Origin of the sequence: Arcticibacter sp. (genome assembly GCF_045629565.1) — a bacterium.
Lineage (GTDB): Bacteria > Bacteroidota > Bacteroidia > Sphingobacteriales > Sphingobacteriaceae > Arcticibacter.
The window spans coordinates 65,778-72,025 of record NZ_JAZQRL010000037.1 but is presented as its reverse complement, the minus strand read 5'-3'; the positions used below and the strand labels follow the sequence as shown (position 1 = coordinate 72,025).

The 6,248-nt window shown below is 46.1% G+C and carries 6 protein-coding genes and 1 tRNA gene; 4 read left to right on the top strand and 3 right to left on the bottom strand.

What is annotated here, in order from left to right; translation table 11 throughout:
• On the top strand, positions 1-1,849 hold a 1,849-nt coding region (locus ACKI5J_RS05120; RefSeq protein WP_407427177.1), incomplete at its 5' end, for an ATP-binding protein.
• On the opposite strand, the gene ACKI5J_RS05115 is transcribed toward ACKI5J_RS05120, so the two are convergent.
• A complete protein-coding gene (locus tag ACKI5J_RS05115) occupies positions 1,846-2,415 on the bottom strand; it encodes a biliverdin-producing heme oxygenase (protein ID WP_407427175.1) in 570 nt (189 codons plus the stop codon). The genes ACKI5J_RS05120 and ACKI5J_RS05115 overlap by 4 nt on opposite strands.
• A gap of 97 nt (positions 2,416-2,512) precedes the next feature.
• Positions 2,513-3,079, bottom strand: a complete 567-nt coding sequence (locus tag ACKI5J_RS05110) for a DUF4256 domain-containing protein (RefSeq protein WP_407427173.1) — start codon at positions 3,077-3,079, stop codon at positions 2,513-2,515.
• A gap of 190 nt (positions 3,080-3,269) precedes the next feature.
• Here ACKI5J_RS05110 and ACKI5J_RS05105 point away from each other — a divergent pair, with 190 nt between their 5' ends.
• The 3 genes from ACKI5J_RS05105 (at position 3,270) to ACKI5J_RS05095 (ending at position 6,006) form a co-directional block, all read left to right on the top strand.
• On the top strand, positions 3,270-3,644 hold the full coding sequence (locus ACKI5J_RS05105) for a hypothetical protein (protein WP_407427171.1): 375 nt from the start codon (positions 3,270-3,272) through the stop codon (positions 3,642-3,644).
• Between the two features lie 45 nt (positions 3,645-3,689).
• Entirely contained in the window at positions 3,690-4,712 is a 1,023-nt protein-coding gene (locus tag ACKI5J_RS05100; protein WP_407427169.1) for a TQO small subunit DoxD, read from the top strand.
• Positions 4,713-4,773: 61 nt separating this feature from the next.
• Positions 4,774-6,006 carry a hypothetical protein gene (locus ACKI5J_RS05095; RefSeq protein WP_407427167.1) on the top strand — a complete coding sequence of 411 codons (1,233 nt, stop codon included), beginning with the start codon at positions 4,774-4,776 and terminating at the stop codon, positions 6,004-6,006.
• 70 nt (positions 6,007-6,076) lie between these two features.
• Here ACKI5J_RS05095 and ACKI5J_RS05090 read toward each other — a convergent pair.
• Positions 6,077-6,161 (bottom strand) — tRNA-Ser (locus ACKI5J_RS05090).
• Positions 6,162-6,248: the final 87 nt, after the last annotated feature.

Below are 6,248 nucleotides of genomic sequence, written 5' to 3'. Positions count from 1 at the left end.
TTTGAGCCTCGACATCCAAAAAATGGTCGGCAGATCCATCTCTGAGATGCTGGCGGATAAAAATCTCCAGAACCTGCTCAATAACACCGTCCTCCAGATCAAAAACATCATTAACTATGATCGGGTGATGATCTATAAATTCGCAGAAGATGGGCACGGGGAGGTCGTTGCGGAAGCGAGGAACAGCAACCTCGGCCCATGGCTTGGATTACATTACCCTGCATCTGATATACCACAGCAGGCCAGGGAGTTGTATAAGGTTAACTTAACGAGGCTTATAGCAAACGTTCATACAGAACCCTCTAGCATTCTGGCTGAAGAGGTAGATGCAGAAAAACAGCTGGACCTCAGCCATTCGCAGTTGCGGGCGGTTTCGCCCATTCACATACAGTACCTGAAAAACATGGGGGTATGCTCCAGCTTCAGCATATCCCTGATCTATCACAAGGAGCTATGGGGCTTGATCGCCTGTCACAATTACACCCCACGCTTTATTAATTACAAGTCCAGAGAGTCTGCTAAGCTTATAGGACAGATTTTATCGTCTGCACTTGAATTCAGGCAAGATGAGGAAAACCAAAGCATATATGACAGATACAAGGCAGCAGTTAGCGAGCTGTCCAAGTATATGCTGCAGAGCATGAGTATCGAAGACGCGCTGACGGCTCATAGCATCACCCTGATGGATGTGGCCGATATAAGCGGGGCCGTTCTGGTGTATGAGAACAACATTACCAAATTGGGCATAACTCCAGACGATGAACAGCTGGGTAACCTGATTGCGTGGATCAATAAAACCATTACAGAGCCAATCTATTATACTCAGCATTTATCTCTTTTGAATCCTGACGCCGCAGCATATAAGAAAATAGCCAGCGGCATGTTCGTTTGTACAATTTCTAAAGAGTTAGGTGAATATGTCATATGGTTTAAGCCGGAGCAATTGCGAACAATCGACTGGGCAGGCAATCCGGAAAAACCGGCGGAGATTGATGTGGAGAACGGACTATTAAGCATCTCGCCGCGCAGGTCATTTGAGAAATGGTCAGAAACGGTGGCCGGCACTTCAAAGCACTGGGATAATTCTGAAATCAAATCTATCCTTCGACTTAAAGGTGAAATAACGTACGCTATCAATCAGAAAGCTAGTGAAATAAGAATATTAAACGAGAAGCTTAAGCAAGCGTACGAAGAACTTGACACATTCAGTTTCACTATTTCTCATGATCTGAAGAACCCCTTGACTACTATTAAGAGTTACTCGCAGATTCTGATGCGGGATAAAAACATGTCACCGGAATCTTTGAAGATCCTGGACCGCATAAACGCTTCCTCGGATAAGATGGATCAGATGATCCGAGAGGTGTTGGAATATTCGAGGATCGGCAAGACCACATTGACGAAAGTCCCGATTGACATTCGGTTGCTCGTTGAAGAGCAGGTGAGAGACCTCTCAGTGGCCTATCAGGCATGCGATCTGCAGATGACCATCGGCGAAACGCCGCTTCTTCAGGGCGACCCGGTGATGATATCGCAGGTTTTCTCTAACCTGCTGAGCAATGCTATCAAATATTCAATCGGTTCAAAGCCTGCGAAAGTAAGCGTCCAGGGCAGCGTTACCGACACCGAAATCATATACAGCATAGCCGATAACGGCATCGGTATTGACATCAGACAGCTACCCTCGGTTTTTGAACTCTTCAAACGAATGGATAATGCCAAAGATATAGAAGGCACTGGCGTGGGCCTGGCCATTGTGAAGCGAATTATCGAGAAGCATCAGGGTAAGGTATGGGTTGATAGCGAACTGGGCAAAGGTTCAACTTTCTATCTGGCCTTTCAGCGCTAACCAGTGGCCTTGAGATCTATCCAGTTTTTGAACCTGGTGAAGGTTTCGTTTGCGGCCTGGATCACCATGGCTTGTTCTCCTGGTTCGACTACTAGTTGTTCCAAACTTGACTTGAAAGAAGTCCACATGCTCTCTGTCTGATCGCCATAGCCGTTGAAGAAAGAAAGGGATTTACCATCTTCCAGGTTCAGCTGCCCGGCGATCATTTTGCTGATATAAATTCCCCCGAGAGTGGACCCCTCCATCACATATAAAGCACCCAGCGCCTGAAGCTTATTCGTTATATCGGGGAGGTGTTGATCTGGTGTTAACGCTGGAAGTGTTCCATTAAGGGACACGATGTCGTTTGCAATGGCTTCTTTCTTTCTCCGCAGATGATAGTCGGGAAGATTCAGATGGCCCACCGTATCTACTTTCTTTTCTAATCCGCCAAAATAGCTGTAAAATAATTCCAGTACTTTGACATAATCTTCTTTAGCCCGAATATCTTTGATCATTGGCACCATCGCTTTTTCAAGTGCCACGTGCAGGTCTTTCGTTTCTTCTTTAAGCGTTTTAGATAGCATATTGCAAAGATAAAAAATTGAATCACTAGTGACAGGAAACCAGGTACGGTGCCAAGTAACCGGAGAGTTCACTAAAGAGCAGGAGAGCGCTTAGGTGTTAGATCCTCAGCAAGCCTCGAAATGCGCGCGCGGCGTAATAGGAAGAAGCACCGTTATGGTAAACGAAAACGGTCTCGTACCTGCGGTCGCAGAACAGGGCTCCTCCAAGTTTACGGATCTCCGGAGGAGTTACTATCCAGCTAGAGGTCTTCGTATCGAACTTACCGAGTTGTTGCAGCTCCCTATATTGCTCCTCTGTTAGCAGGTCGATACCCATCTTCTTTGCTGCGTTTACAGCACTATCAACAGGTTTATTTTCTTTTCTGGAATCTAATGCCTCTTGGTCGTAACAAAAGCTTCTGCGACCGGCCGGCGTCTCGGCAGAACAGTCGCAAAAGATGTATTCTCCTGTTTCCTTATCGAAACCAATAACATCCGGCTCTCCTCCGGTTCGTTCCATTTCACTAAGAGACCAGAGCTTTTCTACGTTTGATTCCAATTTCGGCTGAACGTTTTCCCAATCCATATCGGCATGGCGGCTTGAATTTTTCGCGAAACGTGCTTTCAATTTGTTAAGCAATTCATCCGTTTGTTCTGGAGTCAACTTTCTTTTTTGCGTAGTCATGATGATTAGTTCAGTAAAGTGCTGAGCTAATTTAAAACAACATGCCCTATTTTGCAACATGAGCCATTTCAGATTTAGAGCCGGTAAGCTTTACCATAGTAAGAACTGATGGCAGAGATTCCATCCTGTTTCAACGCTGTTACCGTAATATTGGCTAGAGACTGAGTTATAAGGCGTACCTTAGCGTCGGATGGTGCGTTTAAAAAAACATATACAAGTGGGCAAGCGTATTGCGTTGATGCTTTTGGTATTGTTTTCACTTTCCCCGTGTTCTGCGAAGCAAAGACTTCTCGCCACGTTGAACATTGATTACAATAATCACCTTAACAAAACGCGGGCAACAGCCCATCTTTACAATTGCAGTTCCAACACCGTTACATCCAGCAAGGCGGAAGTCGCCCGCTTTTTTATAGAACTTAAAAAAGATCAGCTATATCGCAATGCCAACTTAAACATGTTGGATAAGCTGCTACATAAAAGCGCCCTTGAGCGAATTGCCCGACTGGGAGGAAGCAGTCCACCGAAGTATATTTTATTTAAGCGATTGAAGATCTATCTGGCGTAGCGATACGACCTTATACTATTTAATCACTTTATAAAATGTTACTCCATGAACAAGCATCATTTTGCTGGCGGGCCCGCGGAAATGGCCGGACTCTTCACGCTCTCTATCCGCCTGGTTTTAGGCTGGACCTATTTTTCTGCTTTTTGGCGCAGGCTTATCCTTGATAACAAACTTATACCCGATGAGGCAGGCTATATCGGCGAGAAGTTTAATCATTTTCTACCGAATGCCCTGGGCATCAAACCATTGATCGAATACCTGGTTACACATCCCGAGGCCTTACATCGGTCCATGGTTGCTTTTACGATCATAGAGGCCATTGTGGGATTACTGATTATTTTGGGGCTCTTGACACGGCTGATGTCCATAGGAGTATTTGGGCTTGCTATGGGGATTTTGTTAGGCTCTGGCTGGCTGGGCACTACATGCCTGGACGAGTGGCAGATCGGAGTACTGGGCATATCATGCGGTTTTACTTTATTTTTAACCGGAAGCGGCTCTTTCTCACTGGACAACTACTTTCTTAGCAATAACGTGAAGCTTCGCGATAGAAGGTGGTTCAGGTGGTTAGGATCCGGTAACTTACCGATCCGCAGTGTCAAGCCTTTTGTATTGACCGGGTCGCTCATGATTTTCGGGCTCACGCTCTATACCAACCAGTTTTTTCATGGCGGTGTTTGGGGCCCGCTTCATAACAAGTCAGTGAAACCAAAGCTGGAAATATCGAATATATCGTTAAATAGTACGGAGTTAGGTTTTGAGATTTACCGGACAGAAGGAGCAGATGTTTATGGCTCATTTCTTATCGGAATAGAGCTTATAGATAAGAAAGGTGAAATATTAAAATCCTGGAGCAACACCGATCTTTCAACGTTCCCGAAGTCACGTATTCACAACCACTATGTCACGAAAGTAAAACCCGGAAAACACGCTTTAATCATACCTCTTGGCGCAAAAGCAGACCTGACATTAAACATCAAAGACATTGCTGAGGCAACGAACGAGATACACACACTTAAACTGGTAGATGTAAGCGGAATAGAATGGACGGCGAGGGTAAGAAAATAGATCTGTAAAAGCGGGATAGTTTTGCTTAGATTAGTGTTCTAACCCATTTACCGATACTACTATGCTGCATTCATTTATATCCTTGCTGGGAATTACGACACTAGTCCTGAGCTCACTAACCGGTAGCGGTGATCACGAACAGAAGACACCACTACCGGCTAAGTGCCCGGTACCTGCAATGCCATCATTTTCATCCCTGCCGAATAATGCGAAGCTTCCCGATCCGTTTACGTTTATGAATGGATCGAGAATGAAAAAAAAGAAGGAGTGGGATTGCCGGCGAGCGGAGATAGCCACTCTGGCACAGGAGTTTGTTTATGGTTACAAACCACAGCCAGCATATGATGCCAGCAGCGGGTCATTTTCTGATGACAAGATTACGGTAACGGTAAACGATAATGGAAAAACGATTGCATTCACCTGCTCGATCACCTATCCCGAAACCGGAAATCGGCCTTTCCCGGCGATGATAGGCGTAGGTGCCTCCAATCTCAATAACCGGGAACTTTTGAAAATGGGAGTCGCTATTATTAATTTCCCTAACAACAAAATCGCGGAACAGATGAACGGAGCCTCAAGAGGGAAGGGCTTGTTTTACGAAATGTATGGAAATGATCATTCAGCTTCGGCGATGATGGCCTGGGCATGGGGCGTAAGCCGTTTGATTGATGCGCTGGAGAAAACACCTGCAGCCGGTATTGATCCGGCCAGGCTGGGCATTACCGGCTGTTCAAGAAACGGTAAGGGTGCGTTGACAGCCGGCGCCTTTGAGGAACGCATCAAGCTGACTGTTCCACAGGAGCCAGGTGCCGGCGGTGCTGCAAGCTGGCGTGTCTCTGATGCACAAAAGGCCGCAGGGAAAAATGTGCAGACGCTTTCGCAGATAGTAGGAGAGAATGTGTGGTTCAGATCCGACTTCGGGCAATTTGGCAAGGTATCTGACAGGCTTCCAATCGATCAGCATATGATAGCAGCTCTTTGTGCGCCCCGGGCGCTTTTGTTCCTTGAGAATACATCCATGGAGTGGCTGAGTCCTGCCAGTTCCTGGATTACCGCGAATGCCGCCCACAAGGTATGGGAAGCACTTGGCATTCCGGATAAGATGGGATTTTCTCAGGTCGGCGGACATCCCCACTGTGCCCTGCCAGATTCGCAAATGCCTGAATTGAGGGCCTATGTCATGAAGTTTATGGTAGGCAACAGCAGTGATGATACCGTTATAATGAAAACGGACAGTGGTGTATCGTTAGATGAGGAAAGGTGGGTGGACTGGAGTATACCCCGGTTGAAATAGTATTATACACCGGATCGCTGACAAGTGTATAAACAGAAAATGCCACCCTCGTAGGTAGCATTTTCTGTTGCGGAGAGTTAGGGATTCGAACCCCAGGACCTGTTACAGTCAACAGTTTTCAAGACTGCCGCAATCGACCACTCTGCCAACTCTCCGCGACAAAAGTACAAATAGTCACTTCATTTGCAAACTGAAATCCCGTAAATTTCGACCTTTCTGATTAAATCATTAAAAATTAGCAC